General features: G+C 40.5%; 25 protein-coding genes. 15 read left to right on the plus strand and 10 right to left on the minus strand.

Annotated features, from left to right (window positions below; all coding sequences use genetic code 11):
• Positions 1–11 precede the first annotated feature (11 nt).
• The gene (locus tag L3V77_RS17585) at positions 12–650 is read right to left on the minus strand and encodes a hypothetical protein (protein ID WP_275137562.1); all 639 of its coding nucleotides are present in this window, start codon (positions 648–650) and stop codon (positions 12–14) included.
• 127 nt (positions 651–777) lie between these two features.
• Between L3V77_RS17585 and L3V77_RS17590 the strand changes: the two genes are divergently transcribed.
• The 3 genes from L3V77_RS17590 to L3V77_RS17600 all read left to right on the plus strand — a co-directional run bounded on the left by L3V77_RS17590 (position 778) and on the right by L3V77_RS17600 (position 2,285).
• Entirely contained in the window at positions 778–1,026 is a 249-nt protein-coding gene (locus L3V77_RS17590; RefSeq protein WP_275137563.1) for a DUF2164 domain-containing protein, read from the plus strand.
• Between the two features lie 153 nt (positions 1,027–1,179).
• The gene (locus L3V77_RS17595; RefSeq protein WP_275137564.1) at positions 1,180–1,719 is read left to right on the plus strand and encodes a cytochrome b; all 540 of its coding nucleotides are present in this window, start codon (positions 1,180–1,182) and stop codon (positions 1,717–1,719) included.
• The gene (locus tag L3V77_RS17600) at positions 1,716–2,285 is read left to right on the plus strand and encodes a YceI family protein (RefSeq protein WP_275137565.1); all 570 of its coding nucleotides are present in this window, start codon (positions 1,716–1,718) and stop codon (positions 2,283–2,285) included. Before L3V77_RS17595 ends, L3V77_RS17600 begins: the two co-directional genes overlap by 4 nt.
• Positions 2,286–2,328: 43 nt before the next feature.
• On the opposite strand, the gene focA is transcribed toward L3V77_RS17600, so the two are convergent.
• The gene (focA, locus tag L3V77_RS17605; RefSeq protein ID WP_275137566.1) at positions 2,329–3,789 is read right to left on the minus strand and encodes a formate transporter FocA; all 1,461 of its coding nucleotides are present in this window, start codon (positions 3,787–3,789) and stop codon (positions 2,329–2,331) included.
• Positions 3,790–4,004: 215 nt separating this feature from the next.
• Here focA and L3V77_RS17610 point away from each other — a divergent pair, with 215 nt between their 5' ends.
• Together L3V77_RS17610 and L3V77_RS17615 are read left to right on the plus strand one after the other, a co-directional pair.
• Entirely contained in the window at positions 4,005–4,910 is a 906-nt protein-coding gene (locus tag L3V77_RS17610; protein ID WP_195706387.1) for a LysR substrate-binding domain-containing protein, read from the plus strand.
• A gap of 175 nt (positions 4,911–5,085) precedes the next feature.
• Positions 5,086–5,592, plus strand: a complete 507-nt coding sequence (locus L3V77_RS17615; protein ID WP_275137567.1) for a DUF1097 domain-containing protein — start codon at positions 5,086–5,088, stop codon at positions 5,590–5,592.
• 78 nt (positions 5,593–5,670) lie between these two features.
• Here the strand turns inward: L3V77_RS17615 and L3V77_RS17620 are convergent, their stop codons facing one another.
• Positions 5,671–7,311, minus strand: a complete 1,641-nt coding sequence (locus L3V77_RS17620) for a DUF2813 domain-containing protein (RefSeq protein ID WP_275137568.1) — start codon at positions 7,309–7,311, stop codon at positions 5,671–5,673.
• Between the two features lie 212 nt (positions 7,312–7,523).
• On the opposite strand from L3V77_RS17620, the gene L3V77_RS17625 reads away from it, so the two are divergent.
• The 3 genes from L3V77_RS17625 to L3V77_RS17635 all read left to right on the plus strand — a co-directional run bounded on the left by L3V77_RS17625 (position 7,524) and on the right by L3V77_RS17635 (position 10,670).
• The gene (locus tag L3V77_RS17625) at positions 7,524–9,263 is read left to right on the plus strand and encodes a bifunctional UDP-sugar hydrolase/5'-nucleotidase (RefSeq protein ID WP_275137569.1); all 1,740 of its coding nucleotides are present in this window, start codon (positions 7,524–7,526) and stop codon (positions 9,261–9,263) included.
• 594 nt (positions 9,264–9,857) lie between these two features.
• On the plus strand, positions 9,858–10,049 hold the full coding sequence (locus L3V77_RS17630; RefSeq protein ID WP_195706383.1) for a hypothetical protein: 192 nt from the start codon (positions 9,858–9,860) through the stop codon (positions 10,047–10,049).
• 222 nt (positions 10,050–10,271) lie between these two features.
• Positions 10,272–10,670 carry an ATP-binding protein gene (locus tag L3V77_RS17635; RefSeq protein ID WP_275137570.1) on the plus strand — a complete coding sequence of 133 codons (399 nt, stop codon included), beginning with the start codon at positions 10,272–10,274 and terminating at the stop codon, positions 10,668–10,670.
• A 60-nt stretch (positions 10,671–10,730) separates the two neighbouring features.
• Here the strand turns inward: L3V77_RS17635 and L3V77_RS17640 are convergent, their stop codons facing one another.
• Positions 10,731–11,297 carry a PhnA domain-containing protein gene (locus L3V77_RS17640; RefSeq protein ID WP_275137571.1) on the minus strand — a complete coding sequence of 189 codons (567 nt, stop codon included), beginning with the start codon at positions 11,295–11,297 and terminating at the stop codon, positions 10,731–10,733.
• 118 nt (positions 11,298–11,415) lie between these two features.
• Entirely contained in the window at positions 11,416–12,198 is a 783-nt protein-coding gene (locus L3V77_RS17645; protein ID WP_275137572.1) for a M48 family metallopeptidase, read from the minus strand.
• An 85-nt stretch (positions 12,199–12,283) separates the two neighbouring features.
• Between L3V77_RS17645 and L3V77_RS17650 the strand changes: the two genes are divergently transcribed.
• The 3 genes from L3V77_RS17650 to L3V77_RS17660 all read left to right on the plus strand — a co-directional run bounded on the left by L3V77_RS17650 (position 12,284) and on the right by L3V77_RS17660 (position 14,770).
• Positions 12,284–12,724 carry a hotdog fold thioesterase gene (locus L3V77_RS17650; RefSeq protein WP_275137573.1) on the plus strand — a complete coding sequence of 147 codons (441 nt, stop codon included), beginning with the start codon at positions 12,284–12,286 and terminating at the stop codon, positions 12,722–12,724.
• Complete coding sequence (locus L3V77_RS17655; protein ID WP_275137574.1) at positions 12,714–12,947, plus strand: DUF3389 domain-containing protein; 234 nt, start codon at positions 12,714–12,716, stop codon at positions 12,945–12,947. The genes L3V77_RS17650 and L3V77_RS17655 overlap by 11 nt, the downstream gene beginning before the upstream one ends.
• A gap of 86 nt (positions 12,948–13,033) precedes the next feature.
• Positions 13,034–14,770 carry an SgrR family transcriptional regulator gene (locus L3V77_RS17660; protein ID WP_275137575.1) on the plus strand — a complete coding sequence of 579 codons (1,737 nt, stop codon included), beginning with the start codon at positions 13,034–13,036 and terminating at the stop codon, positions 14,768–14,770.
• A gap of 38 nt (positions 14,771–14,808) precedes the next feature.
• On the opposite strand, the gene L3V77_RS17665 is transcribed toward L3V77_RS17660, so the two are convergent.
• The 4 genes from L3V77_RS17665 to L3V77_RS17680 all read right to left on the minus strand — a co-directional run bounded on the left by L3V77_RS17665 (position 14,809) and on the right by L3V77_RS17680 (position 16,758).
• Positions 14,809–14,985 (minus strand): hypothetical protein, encoded by a 177-nt coding sequence (locus L3V77_RS17665; RefSeq protein ID WP_195706377.1) that lies wholly within the window; start codon positions 14,983–14,985, stop codon positions 14,809–14,811.
• Positions 14,986–15,226: 241 nt separating this feature from the next.
• The gene (locus L3V77_RS17670; protein WP_275137576.1) at positions 15,227–15,688 is read right to left on the minus strand and encodes a DUF3069 domain-containing protein; all 462 of its coding nucleotides are present in this window, start codon (positions 15,686–15,688) and stop codon (positions 15,227–15,229) included.
• Between the two features lie 205 nt (positions 15,689–15,893).
• The gene (locus tag L3V77_RS17675; protein WP_195706375.1) at positions 15,894–16,106 is read right to left on the minus strand and encodes a cold-shock protein; all 213 of its coding nucleotides are present in this window, start codon (positions 16,104–16,106) and stop codon (positions 15,894–15,896) included.
• A gap of 205 nt (positions 16,107–16,311) precedes the next feature.
• Positions 16,312–16,758 carry a DUF1499 domain-containing protein gene (locus tag L3V77_RS17680; protein WP_275137577.1) on the minus strand — a complete coding sequence of 149 codons (447 nt, stop codon included), beginning with the start codon at positions 16,756–16,758 and terminating at the stop codon, positions 16,312–16,314.
• Positions 16,759–16,826: 68 nt separating this feature from the next.
• Here L3V77_RS17680 and L3V77_RS17685 point away from each other — a divergent pair, with 68 nt between their 5' ends.
• Positions 16,827–17,807 (plus strand): Solitary outer membrane autotransporter beta-barrel domain, encoded by a 981-nt coding sequence (locus L3V77_RS17685; RefSeq protein WP_275137578.1) that lies wholly within the window; start codon positions 16,827–16,829, stop codon positions 17,805–17,807.
• 4 nt (positions 17,808–17,811) lie between these two features.
• Here the strand turns inward: L3V77_RS17685 and L3V77_RS17690 are convergent, their stop codons facing one another.
• Positions 17,812–18,945 (minus strand): GGDEF domain-containing protein, encoded by a 1,134-nt coding sequence (locus L3V77_RS17690; RefSeq protein WP_342752106.1) that lies wholly within the window; start codon positions 18,943–18,945, stop codon positions 17,812–17,814.
• Between the two features lie 318 nt (positions 18,946–19,263).
• Here L3V77_RS17690 and L3V77_RS17695 point away from each other — a divergent pair, with 318 nt between their 5' ends.
• From L3V77_RS17695 to pntA, 3 genes are all read left to right on the plus strand, one after another.
• The gene (locus tag L3V77_RS17695; protein ID WP_275137580.1) at positions 19,264–19,632 is read left to right on the plus strand and encodes a late competence development ComFB family protein; all 369 of its coding nucleotides are present in this window, start codon (positions 19,264–19,266) and stop codon (positions 19,630–19,632) included.
• 36 nt (positions 19,633–19,668) lie between these two features.
• A complete protein-coding gene (locus L3V77_RS17700; RefSeq protein ID WP_275137581.1) occupies positions 19,669–19,947 on the plus strand; it encodes an HlyU family transcriptional regulator in 279 nt (92 codons plus the stop codon).
• A 307-nt stretch (positions 19,948–20,254) separates the two neighbouring features.
• A complete protein-coding gene (gene pntA / locus L3V77_RS17705; RefSeq protein WP_275137582.1) occupies positions 20,255–21,790 on the plus strand; it encodes a Re/Si-specific NAD(P)(+) transhydrogenase subunit alpha in 1,536 nt (511 codons plus the stop codon).
• The last annotated feature ends 7 nt before the right edge of the window (positions 21,791–21,797 follow it).

The following is a 21,797-nucleotide window of genomic DNA, read 5'->3' on the forward strand; positions in this document are numbered from 1 at the left end:
GGGACATCGATTCACTTTTGGCACTCTAAGATTGCGTAGAGTTGAATATATTTTCTTACTAATTGTTGATCTGTAGAGCGCACCAAAGGATGCCCGAACCTTAAGTAACAGGGACGAATATGAAACCGTTGGTCTAGCTCATGCACAAGTTTTGAGTCGCTTTTGTACAAAGAAATACCTTGTTCTGTATACGCAGTGAAATCATCGGGTAATTCGCCCATCCACCAATCTAATAGCTCACGACTTTTCTGACTCCGTGATATCCAATGGTCACCTAATAAGACGAGTAGATCATTGGGTTGGATGGCAAATCCATACTCAGCTTGCCATTCTGTTATGTCGGTAAGTAGCTTTTCTTTGCATATAGAATTTGCGCTGTCGAGGTGATGAGTGATTACCCAAACGGTTCCTGCACTAGAGGCGATTCTGTAGTGATGAGGATGATCGGGCGAACGAGTGGTATCAATCGGCTCAAATTGGTTTGGTAGGTTAAATGAATCCAAAGTGCTGGCGAGGCGTCTTGAAAAAGCGCGTCCAAGATGATGTTCACTCATTCCGCGATTATGTACCGTTGGGTAATGATTTTCGCATAGCCTAAGACAATCTTTCTGAAAGTCATGTATTGCACGTATGACGAGATCCCGTTGCAAATGTCCTCTCCCGAATTTAATAATAGTGATATACCAGAACATATTAGAATATATCACTTTACGTAAAGCTATGTACTAATATAACTTATTCGAAGTTAATTGATTTTTAACATAAAAGTGTGAACTTATGAACGAAATAACTTTCAGTGCCAAACAGAAACAAGAGATTATTTACGCATTGCAGCGCTATTTTGAAGATGAACTTGATTTTGAACTCGGTCAATTCGATGCCGATTTCCTGCTTGATTTTATCTCAAAAAAAATCGGTCCTGCTTTTTATAATCAGGGAGTAAGGGACGCGCAAAACGTTCTTGATCTTAAACTGGCTGATATTAATGACGAGTTATATCAGATCGAAAAGGAGAGTGACTTTTAGGTGTTAACTTGAAAAGTGGTCGTAGATATTCTATCAGTTCAAATAAACTGAACTGACCAATCAAATTTCGTTGCTTTATTCTTCTCTCTAATCAGTAAATACTCCGTACAAGATAATTATTCGCATTTAGATTAGCGTGGCGAGAGAATACTCATGTCTAAAGAAGTAAAAAACTATAACCCTATAGCGAGAGGGCTGCATTGGTTATCCGCTTTGGTCATTTTCGGTATGTTCGCCGCTGGGTTATGGATGGTTGAACTCAACTATTACAGTAGTTGGTATAAGACGGTTCCCTATTGGCATAAGTCAGTTGGGTTGTTGTTGGCTGTATTAACGACTTTTCGGATTATTTGGAAGTGGTTTACTTTGACGCCAGTAATAGAAGGTTCCGCGCTAGAAAAAAAAGGCGCTCATGCGGTACATCAGCTTTTGTATGTTCTCATGTTTGTTCTGTTTATCTCTGGATACCTGATATCTACGTCAGACGGGCGGGGTATTGAAGTATTTAATTGGTTTACGATTCCAGGACTAGGGGAGTTATTTGCAGACCAATCTGATATCTCGGGAGACATTCACTTTTACACTGCTGTCACCCTCATAGGTTTTGCCGCTTTACATGCGGCTGCAGCACTTAAGCACCACTTTATTAACAAAGATAATACGCTACGAAAAATGATAGGAGCATCAAAATGAAAAACTTACTGATAAAAACGGGACTAGCATTAGCAGTAGCAATGCCTATAACGGCGAGCGCAGCCGACTACGCTATTGATACTGACGGTGCGCACGCATCAATCAACTTTAAAGTAAGCCACTTAGGTTATGGCTTTATTAAAGGCCGTTTCAACACTTTCGATGGCACTTTTTCTTACGACCCTGCAGATGTTACCGCTTCAAAAATCATGGTTAATATAGACACTACGAGTCTCGACTCCAACCATGCGGAACGTGACAAGCACCTACGAAGCAAAGATTTCATTAATGCTGGAAAATTTACTGACGCGAAATTTGTTAGCTCGTCAGTAACAGATAATGGCGATGGCAAGCTTTCAGTTAATGGCGACCTTACACTTCATGGTAAAACCAGTCCAATTTCAATCTCTGCTGAATTCATAGGTGAAGGTTCTGACCCGTGGGGCGGTTATCGTGCTGGATTTGTTGGTACAACAACTTTGCAACTAGGTGATTTTGGAATTGAAGCGATGGGTATGGCACAAACGGTTGATATGGAACTTTACGTAGAAGGCGTAAAAAAATAATCTAATGAGGCCAAGCTGATAGGCTTGGCCTCTACTTATTTTATTAGGCTATTTCTAATTCATGGGTGTTGACGATAACATTCATTTTCTCTCCGTAAATTGCTCGTAATGCAGTCATCGTTTCCATTCTAGACACCACACCAACAAGTAGACCATCTTGCAACACTGGCAGTGTTTGTGGCTTATTAATTTTCATGCTTTTCGCTCTCTCTTCTAAAGACAACGATGCAAATTGTGTCGCAATTCCCATTCCTGTTGTTGGATAGAGTTGCTCTTTGTCGATACATAAAAACTCAACAAGATTGACCAATGATTCATCATGATTGACCGCAATAACGTCTCTAGACATGAGATCAACGACTTTCTGTCCTTTTGCGGGCAAATAATCTTGGCACCATAAGTCGACCATAACATCGTGGATTGAAAAGAAACCAACTAGCTTACCTTCAACATTGACAACTGGTGCACCTTGGAGATTTCTATCGGTTAATGCATCGATAGCTAATTCTGTCGGCATGTCTGCTTTTACTGCGTAAAATTCTTCATTCATAATATCGATAGCGGTTAGGTTAGTTTTCATAGCAAGTTCCCTTATTGACGTTGTTAGGTCTGTAGTTTTAATTGATTTTGATTGAGTTGATTTTAGTTCTGGTCGTACGTAGATAGACCAGTTAGCTAGGCCCACTAATACGGCGCCACCAACGATGTTTCCAAGCGTGACTGGTATTAAGTTTGCGGTTACGAAATTGAAAAATGTCAGATCGGAGTATTGGTTAGCTTCTGCCCCTACTTGAACCCAAAAAGCATCAGGGGCAGTAGATTGAATCAGTATGCCTAATGGCACCATAAACATATTTGCCACGCAGTGTTCAAAACCACTGCTGACAAACATCGCAACCGGAAGCATAACCATAAAAGCTTTCCCCATTGCGCTATGAGTACTAAACGTAAGCCAGATCGCTAAGCAAACAAGGAGATTACACAAAACACCGAGTGCGAAGGCTTCAACAGGCGTGTGGTGGAGTTTATGTTGAGCTATATTTAGTGCGTTTAAGCCCCATTGACCACTGTCCATTTGGTACAATCCAGCCGCTACCACCAATAACAGTAGTATCGCTGCGCCAATAAAGTTGCCAACATAAACCTTGCCCCAAATGAGCACCATACGTTTAAAGCTAATCTTACGGTTTGCCCAAGCGATACTCGATAAAACAGAACTGGTGAAGAGTTCACCGCCCATTAAGACAATAAGAATCAGCCCCATGCTAAAAGCTAGGCCACCTGCAAATCGACTGATGCCCCAACCAGTAGATTGGCTTCCAGTTGTAACCGTTATATAGAATAGAAACGCCAGTCCAATAAACAGGCCAGCCATAATCGCGAGGCTGAGTGTCATACTGGTGCTTTTCGTTGTTTTACTGAAAGCAAACTTTTCAGCTTGGGTCATCATCTCTTTCGGTGAAAAAAGATGTTTGATTTCTGACGAGTCATGCGGTGAAGTCATTTCTTCCTCCTTGTATTGTTTTCATGTCGTTCCTTTTTATTCTTGATAAAAATCGAAGTGGTAGATTGCACCGTGGCGCTGTGTTGACGTAAGAATAAGGGGCGGAGTATGTAGTAGTAAAATTGATAATATTTATTAATATAATCAAAGAAATTGATATATAATAATTGACACGAACGATCATTCTTTTGAAACAGTTTTTTTAGGTGGATTTAATGCGATATTCATTGAAACAACTTGCCGTTTTCGAAGCAGTTGCACACACCGGCAGTGTCAGTTTAGCGGCGGATAAACTCTCTCTAACTCAGTCGGCGACAAGCATGTCTCTTGCTCAACTAGAGAAAATGTTAGGTAGGCCGCTATTTGAACGTCAGGGAAAAAGAATGGCGTTAACGCATTGGGGAATGTGGCTTCGTCCAAAGGCAAAAAAGCTGTTACAGGATGCACAACAAATAGAGCTTGGTTTTGTAGAACAACATTTAATTAGTGGTGAAATCGGATTATGTGCAAGCCAAACACCGGCAGAACATCTAGTACCAGAGCTCATCAGTACAATTGATAATGATTTTCCTGAGATTAGAATAAACCTAGAGGTGAAGAGTACCGACGGGGTAATTGAAAGCGTGTTAAGTTACAAGAATGACTTGGGCATCATTGAAGGACGTTGTGATGACAACAGAATCCATCAGGAAACTTGGTGCCGAGATCACTTGACCGTTGTCGTGTCGGCACATCATCCATTTGCCAAACGAGAAACGATCAGTTTAGCGCAATTAGAGCAGGCCAAATGGGTATTAAGAGAGATAGGCTCCGGTACCAGAAAAATATTTGATAGCTCTATTCACCATCTCATCGCCGATCTCGACGTATGGCGTGAATATGAACATGTGCCAGTGCTTCGAAGTTTGGTCGCTAATGGACCATATCTAACGTGTTTACCTTATCTAGACGTAGAGAAACATATAAATAACGGAAGCTTAGTGGCTCTAAACGTACCTGAGTTAGAAATGGAGAGAACACTTTCATTTATTTGGCGAGCAGATATGGCAGACAATCCACTTGCAACGTGTATAAGACGCGAGGGATTGAGAATGATGAAAGGTAAACCGAGCGTGTTTTAATTAAGTAATTAGTATACGTAATTCACCAAATATGTTGAAAATGCGATTGCGTCACATTTATTATGTAAGTAAAATTAAATGTATCATTTATATGTGATCTATATCACCTCAATAACAGATATGTTCAACTATTATCCATGCCTAAATGAAAAATACTTTTTTGGCGGGATCAGTAATGAGCGTATTACTTGCAATAGCAATTACAACTGGCATTTTATCTGGGATATGGGGTTGGTTGTCGATAAGCCTAGGGCTGTTAACATGGGCTGGTTTTTTAGGTTGCACAAGTTACTTTGCATCGCCAAAAGAAGGGGTAAAAGGACTGGGCATAAGTCTAGTGACCAATATGACTGGTGTGTTTTGGGCTTTGGTCATTATTGAAGCGTCCAATCTAATCTCAATGGAGATAGTAGGTTACGTTGTCACTGGATTAGTCGCTTTCATGATGTGCATTCAAGCCAAACAGACTTGGTTGAACTATATTCCAGGTACGTTCATTGGTTCCTGTGCCACGTTTGCCGCTGACGGTAATTGGGCGCTTGTCGTTCCCTCTATTATTGTTGGTGGGATCTTTGGTTATTTGATGAAGGCTTCTGGTCTTTTGTTGAAAACGACACTAGAGAAAAAAAAACACGGATATAGCTCTATCAACCAAGTGGAATCGGTGCGTTCATCCCAATAACAAACGATATAAGTTTTTTTGATTAGAGGCATGCAGATTAATTTGCGTGCCTTTTTTACATATAAATCTTTATGTGCATCATGTGTTTCCGTTGGCCATGATGATGATGCGTTTTAATGTCCACCTAATGAGTAAAGGTATGCACTCCGCTCCTTTGTTTTCACACTGCGACACTATTGCCAACGCAATATCAGGCTTAGCATGTTTTTTAAGAACGCGGGAGATCACCTTATTAGCCGGTATTGGATGATCAAGAGGAACCTTTATCATGTCTTTGAAAAAGGCTTCGAATCCATTGGCATATAAATAGTGTTCGATATCTTTGTCTGGTAATTCGGTCAGCCTATGTTTTTCCAAGTCGTTATCCAATAAAGAACGTACAGTATTCGCATATTTTTTACCTGCCGCATCACCATCGGTTACGACATGCCAATCGATCTCATACGCTTTGGCTACTTTAACTAGCGATTTGAGACCAGATTGAGCGAACTCGACAATTTGCACACCTTCAGCGGCGAGATTGTAACCGCAGAGTTTTGCCAGTTCATTAAACAACCACACTTCAGTTTCACCTTCTACTAGCAACCAACACCGAGCAAATAACGCGTTGGGACGGTGGAATCGAATGTGGAATCCGACCTTCCTTAGTTCATCTTTGCTTAGTAACTTCGATGACATTGATTTTGAAACGGTCCTATCGGATTTTCTTATCAAACGTCTAATTGAATGGAGGGGGACGGCAGCGAGTAACTGAGCACTATTGGTCGTCAATACCTTTTGTGTAGGAACGAGTTGTAATAGGTTCCATGCACGAGACAAATGGGTAGGGTGGAGCCGTCCTTCTGGGTCCTCTATGACAAGAATAGGTCGTGCACAGCGTCGCAGGTTGCTTGATCCTTTGGCTTGCAAATAAGCATTTAACAGAACAAGGACTAGTAACCTTGTTTGAGAATCTTTGGTTTCTTCAATAACCTGTAACAGATTATTGTTACCGACAGAGGAAGCGGCAAAGAGTAAGCTCTCCCGTGGTTTTCTAGGATCTCGATTTGCTTTATTGGTAAATGTAAAATAATGCTCGACCAAATTCTCCATCGACTTAAGGCTGCTTCTCATTTCAGCCTTGTTCACGTGCCCTGGCATTGCGAGTAATCGACGGCATGTATTTTCAATGCGACGCTCTACCCGCGAATTGATCACGTCATCGCTTCCTAGCGGTTTATTATGATCAAATCGACGAGAATCTCGAATGCGAATGACAGGATGTAAACTTACGAGTTCCTCCGCAAGCTTTTGAGAGTGATGAAGTTGCATCTTGTTACCTTCTATGTCCAGAAAGCAGCAATGATTGGTGATCTTGTATAGATCTCGAGTGGCACTGACTCGGTAGATTATCTTTTTGTTACCTTGTTCATCTTCAATCCAAATCGGCTTGAGTTTGCGGTACCGTCCGGCCCTTTCCTCTCCCTTAACTGATGTGATGAAAGTTATCACTATTTGTAGATGCTGTGTTTGAGGATGGGCAATGGCGTAATCAACATGAAAGTCTTGCATCTCGAACTGATATAACTCTGGTTCGGAAGGAAGGGCGACAGATAAAGCGTCGAGAAGGGACGATTTGCCCCAGGTATTTTCTCCAATAAGCGTGGTTAATTCGTCGAATGAAAGCGAAAGCCTTCTAATTCCTCTAAATCCAGAGATCTCTATACTTTGTATTTGCATTATCATCTCCCTCTTTACACTAAGCTTACACGACGATACTGATTAGTGCCTTAATATAACCAATGTTTAGTCATAATAGCTTGATAATAAAGAGAATGACTAAAAACTTTCGTCAATACTTTGCTTTTAGGTGATGACTTTTTAAGAATTCATTACAATGTCATAGAAGAAGGTTTACCATACATGGGTATGAAAGGTAGATTATAGAAACTATGACGAAAAAAAATAAACCAATTCGATTGATGTTGGCGCATATTAACGATACCCACTCTTATTTCGAGCCGCAGTCACTTCAACTTAACCTCAAGTTAGAAAATCAGGTCATTTCACCTTACGTTAGTAATGGTGGATTTGCACGTATTGCTACACGCGCTGATGAGTTGCGACAAAAAGCACTCGAAACCAATAGAGAGTTTATGTTTTTCCATGCTGGAGATTGCTTTCAGGGCACACTCTTTTTTTCTCTATTCAAAGGGAAAGCCAATGCTGATCTGTTAAATGCACTAAATATAGATGCGATGGCGCTTGGTAATCATGAATTGGACATGGGAAATCAGCCCGTTGCTGAATTTCTAGATAGGATCAATTTTCCAATTCTCGCAGGAAATTGGGATATTTCGAAGGAATCGAAGCAAAAAAGGCATCCGCTAAAAAACAAGCCCAATCTCGTTTCGTATAATGAACCATTCAAAACCGCGCATTGGATAACCAAAGAAGTTCAAGGAGAGCTTATTGCCATTTTTGGCGTATCCATGGATCAGATGGCCGACATCTCAAATCCCGATGCAGACACCCCTTTTGCTAATACGTTTGAAACGGTTCAGAATACGGTTTTAGCGATCAGACGGAATGGGATAAATAAGATAATTCTGTTGAGTCACCTTGGTATAGACGTTGATTTGAAGCTCGCTAAAGAAGTAGATGGTATAGCGATAATCATAGGGGGCCATTCTCATACCTTACAAGGTGACTTCTCTTCTATCGGTTTAGAAAACAACGGTGATTATGGCGTGGTGGTTAATCAAACGCGAATCGTTCATTCTGGTTTACATGCTCAGGCGATAGGGCATTGCGAAATTGACTTTGAAGCCGATGGGACAGTAAGTCGTTTTGTTGGTTGTAACGAACTTCTGTTGGGGCGTAGGCTCTGTATCGATGCGAGTTTGTCAGAAGTAAACACCGACTACCTGCATAAAAGGGCTCAAAGTTGTCTCAGGGACAACCCTAATGTGGTGATTTGTAAGAAAGCGCCATTGGTACAGAGTATTCTTCAAGACAAGTACATCCCACAAGTGAGAGCACTGCAACAAACTATTATTGGTAGAGTAACAACACCGCTTCGACATGTCAGGATCCCAGATGAAATAGGAGGCAGTGACATCGTGCCTATAGTTGCCGAATCTTTTTACCATGCAATGAGCAACGCTGGTTACTCGGTAGAGTTCGGAATGCATAACGCTGGTGGTGTAAGAACCTCGCTTAGCCCCGGTCCTATTTCTGTTGCTGATATTGCCGGAAAACTATTGCCATTTGCCGTTCCAATTGGTGTATACCATTTAAAAGGTAAGTACCTCGCATTGGTATTAGAGGGGGCGATAAACAATGCGCTTAGTAATGGTGTTAGTGGTACAGGTACTGGTAGCTATCCTTATTGTTATAATCTTGATTTTATTTATGATTTTAAGGCTAAAAAAGGGTCTAGAGTCACGCACCTTAACATCAAGTCAGCTCATGGTGGTTGGAAAGAGGTCGAAGATGAAACCATCTATTGTGGTACCTCTTCCGCGTATACGATGAAAGGGAAAGAGGGCTTTACCGCATTTCTGAATATGGAAGACACAGGTGAGGTCACACAATTATCCATGGCTGACTGCTTTATTGAACTGCTTAAATCTCAACCAGATAGGCTTGATAACGTTGTTAAGCAATTACACAAATTGATTAATTACTAATCTATGGCATTGATTTTGCTTATTAATGATTAGCTATGATTTCGTAAGTTCATAGCTCAGTTTAATCATTAGCAAGCGGAGAGCTGTGTATGTGGAATACTGACTGGATCGATACCCTAGTTATATTAGGGTGGGTTGGGGCGTGGTCAATACTTGTCTATTATGTCCCTCTTACTGGAATGTAAAAAAAAGGAGCTTTACGCTCCTTTTTTATTGCGCTGAGTTTACGCTTCATTACTGTTGGTCAATCAAATATGTTGTACCGATATACATTGTGAATAACCTGAAATATTTGCATCAAATTAATTAACCCATCATTGGCAATATCGATTGAAATTCTGGTTATTTTATGTAATTTATTTGTTAAATACACAAGCATATATAGAGTAATATTTTCAATATATGCGGGTATTATGCGTAATATGCGACCAATAATCAAAATAATTGAATTTATTTTCTGTTAAGTTGTTAAAATATTGTATCATTAGTTTATCTAATCTGAATATGTAATTATTGTCATTTATATTATGCTAAAAAACAGCCTAAAATCTCTTACATAGAAACAGCAATCACAATTAATTTAGAGAGGCTATCATGGCTCAAGTAATGCACGCGAATACACTTATTGTTCCAACCTCTACGGACAAAAAAACCTACGCGGTTAATATCAAAGGATTGATTGCTCATATTTTAGATATTCTTTTTGTAAGCAACGAAGTAGAGTCTACGTACTACTCTAGTGACCTCTCTAGCCATATGCAAAAAGATTTGGGTATCATGCGTTAAGACGTGTGATTAACACGCAGGTATTTATTTCCCTGTGATCCAAAGTAAATAGTTATAAGCCCTAAGTACATTGCGTACTTGGGGCTTTTTGCTATGAATCGTAAACACAACATGCAAACCAAGGTAGCCATTTCATTGATAGATGAATCTAATGCTGATACTGGTGACACGGAATGATTTGTGTTAAAACAATCGACATAATTATAATCGGTCGACACTCAAGTGATCACTAAATTAATTCTTATACGTGGTTTACCTGGGTCAGGTAAAAGCACGCTAGCGAAGCGGATCATCGAGCAGTATAGTTCACCTATTAAACACATAGAGACAGACATGTTTTTTGTTGAGAAAGGGGGAGACTATTCCTTTGATGCGAAAAAACTCTCACAAGCACACCACTGGTGTCAAGCTGAGGTGCGAGTAGCTCTGTCGAATGGAAACTCTGTTGTTGTTTCTAACACCTTCGTACAGCGTTGGGAGATGCAACCTTATCGAGACATGGCAAAGGAACTGAACGTATTCTTAGAGGTATTGGTTTGTAAAGAGGAATATGGAAGCATCCATCAAGTTCCTAAAATCACAATAAGTAATATGCGGAAGAAATGGGAAGTGTCTTCTTAGGTTTTCTAGGTATAAAAAAGGCGTTTAATTAGCGCCTTTTTTATACCTAGAAATAGTGTCTTACTTCTTGCGGCAGAACTCGGTAATCACATACATAGATTGGCCGTTTGCTTTACCAGAAACCAGCTTGGGATCGTCGCTAAGGCTTATACCACGTATAACGGTACCCTGTTTGATGACTTGGTTGGTCCCTTTTACAGGAAGGTCTTTAGTGACCGTTACGTCGTCACCTTTTTTAAGCTCAATACCGTTAATATCGCGTGGTTTTTCATCGTCTTCATCCATGCCAATCTCAGCCCACTTAGCAACGTCTTCTTCAAGATACATCATATCAAGCAGGTCCATTGCCCATCCTTCAGTAGATGATAGGTTTTTAAGTTGACGCCAAGCCATCACTTGAACCGGTGGTACTTGGCTCCACATGCTGTCGTTCAAACAGCGCCAATGGTTAGCATTAACGGTTTCCGGATCGTCAATCTGTCCAGTACATGTGTTACATATCATAATTGCATGATCAACAGTTACGTGCGAGTGAGGAGCAACAACGTAAGGAGTGAGTGCGGATTCTGCTGCGCAAAGCTCACATTTTGATTCGCAGCGTTCAAGCATAGTAGCTTCTGTAGACATAGGGTATTTACCGTGGTTGTTAAGTTTTGCCTGTATTATCCACGTAATCGTTTTTTATAAAAGCGATTATTGTGGCTTTATAAAAATCACTGATGGTTTTTATCTCTTACCCCAATAACTACATCTTACATTGAGGGCGTTGAACTGTAGATTTATTGAGCGAATTTGCTTTCTCGTTAAGATCCTCGATTCGTGTATTATGGGACGGGTGAGTAGATAGCAGCTCTGGTGGTTGGTTACCACCGGAGGCTTTCGCCATATTTTTCCAGAGGTCTATGCTTTGGTATGGGTCAAATCCGGCGTTTGCCATTAGCTCTAAGCCGACAATATCGGCTTCTGACTCTTGAGTTCTGCCATAAGGAAGAAGAACACCATATTGTACACCCAATCCAAGCGCAGCCATTGCGAGTCCCTGATACTCTGAATCATTCAATGTAGCATTAGTTACCTGAAGCCCAACATTAGCCAGTTGAGCTTGAGACATTCTCTCATTACTATGTTCGGCAAGTACATGCGCAATTTCGTGTCCAATTACCGTTGCAAGTTGGTCCTGATTCTCTGCTACCTTTAATAAACCAGTGTACACGCCTATTTTTCCACCCGGTAATGCGAACGCATTGACCTGCTCACTATCAAAGACAACAACCTCCCACTCTGTAAAACCTTCTTGCTTCGCGACATAGGGCAAAATAGCGTTGGTTACGCACTGTACATAATCATTGGTTTTTTTGTCTTTACTGATCTTTTGCTCTTTCTTCAATGATTCGAATGATTGAGTACCCATACTATTCATCTGTTGATCTGAAAACATGATTATCTGATGTCGCCCAGTAGGGGAAGAGCTACAAGCAACAAGCGTTAAAGTTATGCTCGAAAGTAATGCTTTTTGTAATCCATTCACGTATAACGTCCTAATACAATGGCTAATCTAATTGAATAATAGCAGCTCTTATCATTGCGATTCAATTACCAATAAAGGATCTTTAATGTCCATTTGGAAGAAAGCGATCACATTAGATACGCTTAATGCGAGTTCTAAGAACACACTGATTGAACATCTACAAATCGAATACACTGAAATAGGTGAAGATTGCATTTCTGCGTCCATGCCCGTCTGCGATTTCACCCACCAACCTCTGGGTATGTTACACGGTGGAGCGTCGGTAGTGTTGGCAGAAACGCTGGGTTCAGTCGCCGCAAATTTTAGTGTAAGTGACGAATACTATTGCGTTGGCTTAGATATAAACGCGAACCATATAAAGTCGATGCGTAAAGGTACGGTCGTCGGCAAGGCGAAACCGATTCACATCGGCGCGAGTACTCAGGTATGGCAAATCAATATTGTTGATGAGCGAGATCGTTTGGTCTGCACGAGTAGACTGACGATAGCGGTGATGAAACACAAGCGAGTCCAAAATGTTGATTGAATTCTCTGGCGGTAAAATTATCGCAACTCAACATGAGTTAGTTGTGCGTGTAAACGGCGATCAAATGGTGACGATGCAGGCACAAATTGATGCTATTCAGCTTATTGGAAAAGGGGCAAATGTAATACTCGCTAATGCTGGAGAGTGCAAATGGTCGATTAAGTTGGACAATGAGTCACAACTGTCAGCGGTATCTCAAGCTATTGGTATTACATGGGAATAGTTTACCTATGATTTTTTGGCTGTGATAAAATAGGGAAATTTACTACTGTATTATTTTAAAATAACAACAAGTGAGATTTCCTCTTTATGAGCAGCCCGAGACTAAGAACACAATTTGAATCCCTATTTGAGTACTTCAAAGGTCAAGATAGTGCCATACAGTTGGATGAAATAGTCTCGATTTTATTCTGTACTCGACGAAATGCACGAATTGTCTTAAATAAAATGGCAGGCGAGGGCTGGATAGAATGGCATCCAGCGGCAGGACGAGGCAATCTTTCAAGAATAATCTTCAAGCGCAACCAACAAGATGTCAGTGAAAATTTAGCCAAAAAATATTTAGAAGAAGGAAGAATAGAACAAGCATTCTCTGTTCTAAATAAAGATGCTGGTAAGCTTGCTAAAGTGATCGAAGATTATCTAGGTGTAACCCACAATAAAGGGCTTCAGTATGTTCGTTTACCGTACTATCGGCAACTGTCCATGCTTAATCCCACCAAGCCTCACAGGCGCTCTGAACAGAATATTATGCGTCAGATTTTTAGTGGTTTAACCAAACTAGACGAGAATGACCAATTACAACCTGACGTTGCCCATACATGGGAATCAAATGATGGTAAAAACTGGCGCTTTTATCTCCGACCGGGTGTGCGCTTTCATAATGGCGATTTATTGCAAATCGGTCATGTTGTTGATTCTGTCGCTGCCTTGTCTTGTAATGTGGAACAAAAAGATAAAAAAACCAAACGCGACGTTTTCCCTAACGTGTTGTTTGACCATATTGTTGACGTATCTTCGCCGAAACCTTGGGTAATAGCCATCCGCTTATCGGCCCCTGATTGGCACTTACCTCTGTTGCTAGCAGAGTCTAACGCCAAGATAATGCCACCTTCAGAATGGATGTCGGAAGGTTTCGATCTCCTACCGATAGGTACTGGACCCTATAAAGTAAAATTAAATGACGAAAAGCGTTTAGTGCTTGAGGCATTTGATAATTATTTTGGTTATAGGCCGTTAGTTGACGTTGTCGAAGTTTGGGTCATAGACCAAGTGTATTCAAGTATGGTCGTTCCAAGTTTAAGTAACCCAATAAAAGCGAAAACATCGAGTGACGATGAAGTGAAGTTGGATCCTGGTTGCACCTACTTATTATTGAACCGTAAACGTGGCTTAGCGAAAGAGGATAATTGGGCTAGATATTTCTGTTCCACGTTAAGCGCATTTAATCTCTTCCGCCTATTGCCCGAAGAGACAATTCTAGATCTCGGTTTACTGCCCGCTTATGGATTAAAGCCTGGTTGGCAACATTCAGCACTCGGTGGTGATAAAGTATTGCCCCCCTCTAAACAAAGTGTGACGGTGGCCTATCATTCACAACATCCTATATTCCCGTCATTAGCAAAGGCGATTGCGAAGTTACTCAGTAAGGATGGGATTACAGTGGTATTTAAAAAGTACCATCATTACCTAGAAGACGTGAGTAACGTAGACCTTTGGTTAAAACCAATGGGAATTGGTACGGATAGAGATGATGCGTTGGCCGGTTGGTTAATGAACTATAGCAATATAAGTGATATGAGTAGTGAAGGGCAGTTTGATCAATGGTGCTCTCTGGTGGAAGAATGGCGACAAGATAAGAACGCTCAGTTCCCAGCAAGGAAATTGGGTAAGGAGTTAGTTGAGTCAAATCAAATTGTGCCACTATTTCATTGCTGGTTAGGTGTGAATAAAGAACATTGTGGTGCTTTGCAAAATGCGACATGTAATGCACTTGGATGGTTCGACTTTAGCGGGGTTTGGGTAAAGCCAGAAAACGTATACTAAAAAGCCAGTACAATGTACTGGCTTTAAAATTCATGTCATTAATCTTCGTCTTTATTTTCTGTTAGGAACTCTTTGATAAATCGTCTGATTTCTCTTGCGGCGGAGGTATCCATATCCTCACACATCGAGACAAATTTATCTCTCTGCTCACCATTAATACGTATAATCAATTGGCTATCTTTTTTATTGGACTCTTTTTTGTTTTTTGAAGTCACAATCTTACCTTAAATCCGTATATACAACGCATATGACTTTACTGGCTAATAACGAGTGTAGTCAACGATTTTAGTTAATTTATGTCAATTAAATCGAACGTTTGGTCACATATTAGTCATTTTTTTAATGTAACTCCAATCCTTGGTAATATCACAAAAAAAACAAGCAAAAATTAGCTATCCATATAACCAATTAATAGTGCTCATTTTATAAGAAACATTATTCATTTATATGGTCTGGCTATTTCTTTTCAAAAACTTCGATAAAATCACGTTTCAGTATTGGGTCTCGACGCGCTTTCTTTATCTGTTTAACCATATCTTTGACACAATTATAAAGGACTTGGTCAAGTAGCTGAGTACGGTAATCTTCCTGTTCTTGTTCAGACATATCCTTTGGTAATTCTAAGGTCTTATATTCTTCCATAAAGTTTAGACCAGCAAACGCTTGGCTTACCGAGATCAGTGCATGAAACTGTTCAAAGTTATCTAAAACATTTTGTGCGCTAGTAGGCAAGCTATCCCAAGATTCCCTTACGGCTTCCTCAGACACTTCATGGATCGACACGACCATGTTCAACATCTCTTCTGGCACTTGATCAAACTCGATGACTTTGCGCAGTTCAGCAGATACTAATTCGAGATCGATTTTGGCTTGTTCTGAGTTTTTTTCTTCAGTAGAAATCGTAGATTCTGTAGACATAATAACTTTAGTATTAAGGAGTAATATACACATGCTAAAAAGAACCCCATGAAAGTCAATCAATACCGTAGAAATAGGGTAACAAAATGCGGCGTGACGAGTGTTGAGGTGACGTTGTAACAGTAATCGATGGTAAATTAAACAAAAAAAGCCACCTAAAGGCGGCTTAACGTTTGTTTAAACCATTAGTGGTCTGAATAACGGTTTAGATTTCGCTGACGTCTTCAGCCTGCGGGCCCTTCTGACCATCAGTTATGACAAACGACACTCGTTGCCCATCTTCAAGGTTTCTGCGACCAGTTCCACTGATAGATGAAAAATGAACGAACACATCTTTACCACCGTTCTCAGGTGTGATGAATCCAAATCCTTTATCTTGGTTGAACCACTTTACCGTGCCATTGACTTTTTCACTCATAATTAAACTCTACGTAAATTTCGGTTTGATGCAAAACAATGAGTCAAATGCAATAAACCAGTTTTAGCATTTAACTATCCGATGTAAAAACACATCAGATAATTAACCGTACATTAACCTTTTTTACTCTTCCAGTTAAAAGGTTGTGAATATTTACAAGTTGTGATCTGTATGCTTTTTAAGCATCTATTGGCGTTTAATTGAACTAATTCAAATCATTATAGAGTTCAGCAAATTGTTCGTATCGTGTTTTGTTAAGACCACGGTCGCTATATCCAACTCGTGACTGTGAACGATAATGGATGACCTGGTTTTCAAGGTCGAAGAAAAGTTCTACGTCGTCGTGAAACCTCATCGTTTCAGTCGTAAATATGACGTGCATATAGTTATCATTTTCTAATTCAACACTATTATTAGGCAGTTGAGCGAAAACGCGTTTTACATTTTTCTTTGCGTCATCAATACTAGTAAACGAAAGAGAGTTAACTTTTTTTTCTTCTATATCTGTTTGGCTTGACACTGCATTTGGAGATGATGGCATTGGAGCTAATTGATTATCCTTTAGTCCTAAGTAAGCAGGCGTTGCGTTGTTCTTGTAGAACATAAATGCGCCTAGGCCGATGACTAAAATGAGAACGATTTTATATATCATTACTTTATCCTTCGAATTATGAGTATTTTTAGAATTATTTGAGACTATAAGGAGCATAGTTTTAACAGATGAGTACATTTAAATCGATCATAATTTGTGTAAATTTATGTGCGTGTCTGAGTAGCTATAGTTGGGCAAACGCCCTGCAACGCAACTTGGAGCATACATTCGCAGCATCGGTAGTGCTTACGGACAGCGACGCGTTCACTTTTGGTATTAGTGACTTTAACCCCAACAACGTACTTAACCTCGACAATGAAGATATCGGCAGTGCGGACTCGATAGATTTGCGACAAAGAATCAGCGTATTGACGGTACCATTTGGAAAAAGTTGGGAAAGTAGTGAGGATGATTATCACAGTGTCAATTTCAAACTGTCGTTTCTAAAGGTTGAGCAGGAAGTGGATTTTTCGACTATTTTTCCTTCCGCGAAGAGCGATACGTTTAAAGAGAAGGTTTATGGAGGGTATATTGGATACAGCTATCACGATCAGTTGACGGAAAACTGGTTTCTCAGGTACGGGATAGGCGGGCATTTGCTGTACTACACCAACTCTTATGAATACAACAATAATATTTCCCGTTCTTATAGTAACAGTTTAGATGGCGTCGCCTATAATACGGACGCGTGGGCATTCTTAATAGAACCGTCTTTTAAAATTGGCTATAGAAAAGAGGTGGATTGGGGTAACTGGCAGTTATCTTCAAGGTTCAATTACGCGTCTGGTCGAGGTTGGGGAGAAGCGAATAACGGTGATATTGGCAAACCAGAGAATGCCCGTTGGATAAATCAAGTAGAGATATATCGCGATTTTCCAGAATGGAGTGGCATGGTTCAATCTATTTTCGCCAGTTTCAAACGCGTCGATTTAAATGGTGATTCTACGGAACCGTTAGGAACCAGTTATTACTATGAAGTTATGGGAGGGTGGCTTGTAACTCCCCCTTTCGAGACCACTCTAATCGATAACGTAGGTATTGGGTTGAGTCTAAACTATGGGAGCGCGCTTAAAGGGGGGAGTATCGTGTTATATTTCAACCAAGATTGAGGCATTAATTCGATACTCGATTCCGGCCACCTTCTTTTGCTCTGTACAAGGCTTCATCCGCGGCTTTGAGCACAGACTTGGGGTTGCGGGTGTCGACACTATCAGCAACACCTATACTAATAGTGACGCTAACCGCACCTGAACGCTGCGAGTTTGATCTTTTCGTCACGCCGTTTTTGTCATTTTTTGGTCTGTCATCAAGATTACGTAATATCATCTTATAATCGGCAATTCTTTCGCGAAGCTCTTCTAAATGTTCGATGGTTTCATCTTGATATTTGTTTTTGAACAATACGGTGAATTCTTCGCCACCATATCGATATACCTTTGCTTTACCATTGGTATTCGCCATCAATGATGCGACAAGCTTCAGCACGTCGTCTCCCGTATCGTGACCATAGGTATCATTAAATTTTTTGAAGTGGTCTACATCCAGCATGGCAATAGTGTATTTTTTACCAAGATGTCTAAGCTCTGTGTCTAAGGCCCTTCGGCCGGGAATATTTGTAAGCTGATCTATATACGCAAGTTCGTGACTGGTACTAATAACGCCTAGCGTTAGTAGTATTCCCCCTAACGAAAACAAAATACTGGAGATGAAGGGGTATTGGAAAAAGATAAAGGTCAACGTTGATATGCAAAGACTTGAGTATACTGCGACATCAATTGGTCGATTGTATCTGAGTACCATTATTGCGAACAGACCGACCAAAAGAAGGCTATAAAGAATGATGATAAGGGGTAGTAGTGAAATTTCAGGAATGACAAATAGTATATTTTGCCAAGTTTGATTCAATCCATTGCTATCGACAAATTGGACCGTTAACACAGACCAGCCAAGAAGTATCGCTACTATTGCACTATAAAGTGCACTGGATAAGGTGAAAAAGCGTTTTTCAGGAAAAAGGTAGACAGTGACGCACGCCGTAGGAAAAGTGAACGCTAAGATCAGAAACTCTATTTGGGTTGTCCCTGTCGACAAAGAACTTTGAAGCCTTGTTTGAATAACCCAGTACGCCACAGCCATCGCTATCGCGACCATGCCAATTCGACCTTGGTTAAAGCTTTGACAAAGAAGGATGCAGATTGCAAATAAAAAGTAAGGCAGTTGACTGGCGAAGGGAATATTTGTTTGCACCAACAAGGTGACATTATTTATTCCAATGAAAATAAGGACGGTTAAAATCAGAGGGAATAGGAGTCTAAATAAATTTGAATGTATGAAAGACATGTTCTCTAAGTTGCTAGAATTGCAAAGGTATCGTTACTAAGGATGATAGCATACTGTTTATTCATGAAAATCAAAGTAGTTTATCGAATAAATTCCAGTATTGAGGGTTAAGATGAACATAGTGCATCATTTTTCCAACCACTGAATGTCTGTACCTTGAGGTTAACTGGCTATAGTGCTAGTTTAAATAAGTATCCTCTTAAATTAGGAACTTGGAGTAAAAATATGCAAATAAGTGTCGATGTGCATAATTACATGGAAACACTAGTGGGAACGGTACTCGCTAACGACGAATATACGGATAAGTATAGTAATGAACAGTTAGCAGATTTGGCGTGTTTAGCTCTGAACCAGTTAAGACCTGTATACATCCGCCATGATATTGATTTCTTATCTCGTTTAGCCGAAACACGTTTACTAGTGTTCAGACAACAAGCTGAAGTCGCAGTCACTGCAGCAGAGGGTTTGATTAAAGACGATCGTCGCATAGTACGTGAAGATGAAGATGTGTCTGAATACTCCGCTAAAGGTAAAGTAGATAACGACAATCGTGAGTTGGAATGGTTTGAAGTACCTATCGTGTCGAAACAATAGAACCTTTTTAGTAACGCAATATATTTAGGAGTGATTGTGGGATTTTTTTCTAAACTGTTTGGTTCGAGCAACAAAAACGCTGAAGCAAAACAAGTTGAACCAGTAGAATATGATGGCTTTCTTATTTACCAAGAAGCAAAGCCCGAATCTGGACAGTACAGAATAGCAGGACGAATTACGAAAGAGATAGACGGAGAACTGAAAGAGCATACCTTCATTCGTTCTGATGTCGTCGGTTCCGAGCAAGATGCGAATAGCCTCATGTTAAGCAAAGCCAAAATGTTTATCGACCAGATGAGAGGCGATATCTTTTAACTAAGCGCTTGAAATGTGAGCCATATTACGTAGTTGAATTAGTTAAAGTAAACAACTTGATTTCTATCATTTTTGAAAGGGGCATTAGCGTATATGCTAATGGCTCTTTTAGTTTTTGATTCGATTTTGCTTACATAGAAGGCCCTCGATATCATTTCGATATTCAATACGGCTAGTTCTGCATGATTTTCCTACAAATGAGGTCGGATTAGTCATATAGACATGTATTTCTGACAAAAAATACTTTAGATTTCAAACATCGTTCATAAAAACACTTTATTAACTGTGCCAATAGTAGGGAATAACTATGCAAATTGGTGTACCTAGAGAAATACTTGCAGGTGAAACACGCGTCGCTGCAACGCCAAAGACAGTTGAACAGCTAATTAAGCTGGGATTCGATGTCTCGGTAGAATCTGACGCTGGAGCTTTAGCTAGCTTCGATAACGTGGCCTACCAAAACGCTGGAGCAACCGTGACGACTAATGAAGAGATTTGGAATTCAGATCTCATCTTGAAAGTCAATGCGCCGTCGGACAATGAAATAGAATTGCTTAAAGAGGGTGCAAGCCTAATTAGCTTTATTTGGCCAGCGCAAAACGTTGAGTTAATGGAGAAGCTATCAAACAAAAACATCAACGTTATGGCGATGGATGCAGTACCTCGTATTTCACGTGCTCAAGCGTTAGATGCACTCAGCTCTATGGCTAACATCGCTGGATACAGAGCAGTTGTTGAAGCGGCTCATGAATTTGGACGTTTCTTCACCGGTCAAATAACCGCAGCGGGTAAAGTTCCACCGGCTAAAGTTCTTGTTGCTGGTGCTGGTGTCGCGGGACTTGCAGCTATCGGTGCAGCAGGTAGCTTAGGCGCGATTGTAAGAGCGTTTGATGTTCGCCCTGAGGTTAAAGAGCAAGTACAGTCAATGGGCGCTGAATTCCTTGAAGTCGATTTCGAGGAAGATTCTGGCGCTGGTGACGGCTATGCGAAAGAGATGTCTGAAGCGTTTAACAAAAAAGCGGAAGAGCTTTATGCAGCGCAAGCGAAAGATGTCGACATTATTATTACGACGGCTCTTATACCAGGACGTCCAGCTCCGAAGTTAATTACCAAAGAGATGGTCGATAGTATGCAAGCGGGTAGCGTTATCGTTGACCTTGCAGCGGCTAACGGCGGTAACTGTGAATATACGGTTGCAGATAAAGTCATTACGACAGCCAATGGCGTGAAGATTGTCGGTTATACCGATATGGTCGGTCGTTTACCGACTCAATCATCACAGCTTTACGGTACGAACTTAGTTAACCTAATCAAACTGTTATGTAAAGAGAAAGACGGAAATATTGATATAGACTTTGAAGATGTTGTTCTTCGAGGTGTTACTGTGGTTAAAGCCGGTCAAGTAACGTGGCCAGCACCACCAATTCAAGTTTCTGCGCAACCACAGGTTAAAGTTGAGCAACCAGTTAAACCCGTGGCTAAAATTGAAGAACCTGCTTCTCCAGTTAAGAAAATCGCTGGTCTGGCCGTTGCTGTTGGTGCTTTTGCATGGGTAGCTAGTGTTGCTCCTGCTGCATTCCTCGCTCACTTTACGGTATTTGTATTAGCTTGCGTGGTGGGTTATTACGTCGTTTGGAACGTGTCACATGCATTACATACTCCATTGATGTCGGTAACAAATGCTATCTCGGGGATTATCGTGGTGGGTGCGTTACTCCAAATTGGTCAAGGAAACACAGCAGTGTCAGTGCTTTCTTTTATCGCAGTATTAATTGCAAGCATAAATATTTTCGGTGGCTTTACTGTTACCAGACGTATGCTTGAAATGTTCCGTAAAGACTAAGGAGTAG

Origin of the sequence: Vibrio sp. DW001 (genome assembly GCF_029016285.1) — a bacterium.
In the GTDB taxonomy this organism is placed as follows: domain Bacteria; phylum Pseudomonadota; class Gammaproteobacteria; order Enterobacterales; family Vibrionaceae; genus Vibrio.

What these genes read in the sequence shown, in the direction of transcription:
- L3V77_RS17670 (WP_275137576.1), bottom strand. Translation starts at nt 15,688, where the DNA reads ATGTCTACAGAATCTACGATTTCTACTGAAGAAAAAAACTCAGAACAA.
- L3V77_RS17600 (WP_275137565.1), top strand. Translation starts at nt 1,716, where the DNA reads ATGAAAAACTTACTGATAAAAACGGGACTAGCATTAGCAGTAGCAATG.
- L3V77_RS17615 (WP_275137567.1), top strand. Translation starts at nt 5,086, where the DNA reads ATGAGCGTATTACTTGCAATAGCAATTACAACTGGCATTTTATCTGGG.
- L3V77_RS17685 (WP_275137578.1), top strand. Translation starts at nt 16,827, where the DNA reads ATGAGTACATTTAAATCGATCATAATTTGTGTAAATTTATGTGCGTGT.
- focA (WP_275137566.1), bottom strand. Translation starts at nt 3,789, where the DNA reads ATGACTTCACCGCATGACTCGTCAGAAATCAAACATCTTTTTTCACCG.
- L3V77_RS17655 (WP_275137574.1), top strand. Translation starts at nt 12,714, where the DNA reads ATGTTGATTGAATTCTCTGGCGGTAAAATTATCGCAACTCAACATGAG.
- L3V77_RS17620 (WP_275137568.1), bottom strand. Translation starts at nt 7,311, where the DNA reads ATGCAAATACAAAGTATAGAGATCTCTGGATTTAGAGGAATTAGAAGG.
- L3V77_RS17630 (WP_195706383.1), top strand. Translation starts at nt 9,858, where the DNA reads ATGGCTCAAGTAATGCACGCGAATACACTTATTGTTCCAACCTCTACG.
- L3V77_RS17625 (WP_275137569.1), top strand. Translation starts at nt 7,524, where the DNA reads ATGACGAAAAAAAATAAACCAATTCGATTGATGTTGGCGCATATTAAC.
- L3V77_RS17680 (WP_275137577.1), bottom strand. Translation starts at nt 16,758, where the DNA reads ATGATATATAAAATCGTTCTCATTTTAGTCATCGGCCTAGGCGCATTT.
- L3V77_RS17695 (WP_275137580.1), top strand. Translation starts at nt 19,264, where the DNA reads ATGCAAATAAGTGTCGATGTGCATAATTACATGGAAACACTAGTGGGA.
- L3V77_RS17660 (WP_275137575.1), top strand. Translation starts at nt 13,034, where the DNA reads ATGAGCAGCCCGAGACTAAGAACACAATTTGAATCCCTATTTGAGTAC.
- L3V77_RS17610 (WP_195706387.1), top strand. Translation starts at nt 4,005, where the DNA reads ATGCGATATTCATTGAAACAACTTGCCGTTTTCGAAGCAGTTGCACAC.
- L3V77_RS17590 (WP_275137563.1), top strand. Translation starts at nt 778, where the DNA reads ATGAACGAAATAACTTTCAGTGCCAAACAGAAACAAGAGATTATTTAC.
- L3V77_RS17675 (WP_195706375.1), bottom strand. Translation starts at nt 16,106, where the DNA reads ATGAGTGAAAAAGTCAATGGCACGGTAAAGTGGTTCAACCAAGATAAA.
- pntA (WP_275137582.1), top strand. Translation starts at nt 20,255, where the DNA reads ATGCAAATTGGTGTACCTAGAGAAATACTTGCAGGTGAAACACGCGTC.
- L3V77_RS17640 (WP_275137571.1), bottom strand. Translation starts at nt 11,297, where the DNA reads ATGTCTACAGAAGCTACTATGCTTGAACGCTGCGAATCAAAATGTGAG.
- L3V77_RS17650 (WP_275137573.1), top strand. Translation starts at nt 12,284, where the DNA reads ATGTCCATTTGGAAGAAAGCGATCACATTAGATACGCTTAATGCGAGT.
- L3V77_RS17595 (WP_275137564.1), top strand. Translation starts at nt 1,180, where the DNA reads ATGTCTAAAGAAGTAAAAAACTATAACCCTATAGCGAGAGGGCTGCAT.